This window comes from Bradyrhizobium sp. (assembly GCF_049798375.1).
Taxonomy (GTDB): domain Bacteria; phylum Pseudomonadota; class Alphaproteobacteria; order Rhizobiales; family Xanthobacteraceae; genus Bradyrhizobium.
On sequence record NZ_JBARGP010000458.1, the window covers coordinates 1 to 1,719 of the forward strand.

Consider the following 1,719-nt stretch of genomic DNA (forward strand, 5'->3'; position numbering starts at 1 on the left):
CGGCACCCTCTCCCACAAGGGGAGAGGGTAGACCGCGCGAGCCGCCAAGCTTCGATCGACGTGATGAGTTCGATGAATTGGGCAAGCTCGGATGGCGTGATGGCAAAGACGGCAAAAGCGACCGCGAAGGCCCCCGAGACGCTCGACCTCGTCTGCGCCGACGACAGCCTGATCCGGCCGATGATGCAGTGGCTCGCCCATTTGCGCGCCGAGCGAAGGCTGTCGCCGAAGACGCTGGAGGCCTATGCGCGCGATGTCCGGCAGTGCCTGCAGTTCCTGAGCGGACATTTCGGCGAGCGCGTCAGCCTGTCGCGGTTCTCCGCGCTGGAGGCGACCCACATCCGCGCCTTCATGGCGATGCGTCGCGCCGACGACATCGGCAGTCGTTCCTTGATGCGCGCCCTGGCGGGGCTGCGCTCGTTCGGCCGCTTCCTGGAGCGCGAGGGCTTGGGCAAGGTCGGCGCCTTCTCGGCGATCCGGGCGCCGAAGATCGCCAAGAGCCTACCGAAGCCGCTGCCGGTGGAGGCCGCCAAACGCGTCACCGACGCCGACGAGCGCGCCGGCGAGACCCGGGAAACCTGGGTGCTGGTCCGCGACGCCGCCGTGCTGGCATTGCTCTATGGCTCGGGCCTTCGCATCTCCGAAGCGCTGGGCCTGAAACGCCGCGAGGTGCCGAAGCCCGGCGAAGGCGACGTGCTGATCGTCACCGGCAAAGGCAACAAGACCCGGATGGTGCCGGTGCTGCAGAACGTGCTGCAGGCGATCGACGAATATGCCGCGCTGTGCCCCTACCCGCTGCCGGCAGAAGGACCGATCTTTCTCGGCGCCAAAGGCGGCCCCTTAAGTCCACGCATCATCCAGCTCGCAATGGAGCGGCTGCGCGGTGCGCTGGGCTTGCCCGACAGCGCCACCCCGCATGCGCTGCGGCACTCGTTTGCCACGCATCTGTTGTCGCGCGGCGGCGAACTGCGCGCGATCCAGGAGCTGCTCGGCCACGCCTCGCTGTCGACCACGCAGATCTATACCGGCATCGACTCAGAACGCCTGCTGGAGGTCTACAACTCGGCGCATCCGCGCGCGTGAACCGCACCCGCGACATCCTTCCGTCACATCGCTTCCCTCGCCGCTTCCCCTTGCGCTGTTCCCGCGGTTCCGGCAATCGTGACGTCGGGACCATTCCGGAGGAGATTTCGTGAGCGCACATGAGAGCATGGAGCAGGCCGAGCATGTCGAGCATGCGTCGGGCGAGAACAAGAAGATCGCGCTACTGATCGCGGTGATCGCGTTGTGCCTGGCGCTGTCGGAGACGCTCGGCAAGGGCGCGCAGACCGAATCGATCAGCAAGAACGTCGAGGCGGCAAATTCCTGGGCCTTCTTCCAGGCCAAGACTATCCGCCGCACCGTGGTGCAGACCGCAGCCGAGCAGGGCAAGCTGGCTCTGGGCTCGACGACCGACGACACCACCAAGGCGGCGCTGCAGAAGCAGATCGAGGAGTGGCAGAAGAATGCCGCGCGCTATCGCTCGGAGCCGGAGACCGGCGAGGGCAGCGAGCAACTCGCCGAGCGCGCCAAGCACGCCGAGGAAGAGCGCGATCTTTCCACCGCGAAATACCATCACTACGAGCTGGCGTCGGCCGCGTTCCAGATCGGCATCGTGCTGGCATCCGCGACCATCATCACCGGCATCCTCGCGCTGGCCTGGATCTCCGGTGGGCTTGC

The 1,719-nt window shown here is 66.7% G+C and carries 2 protein-coding genes; both read left to right on the top strand.

All coding sequences use genetic code 11. The features are described from left to right. Window positions 1–99: 99 nt before the first annotated feature. Window positions 100–1,083, top strand: a complete 984-nt coding sequence (locus tag WA702_RS18860) for a tyrosine recombinase XerC (RefSeq protein WP_425112049.1) — start codon at window positions 100–102, stop codon at window positions 1,081–1,083. A gap of 109 nt (window positions 1,084–1,192) precedes the next feature. After that, window positions 1,193–1,719, top strand: a 527-nt coding sequence (locus tag WA702_RS18865) for a DUF4337 domain-containing protein (protein ID WP_425112050.1), incomplete at its 3' end; no start/stop codon positions are given.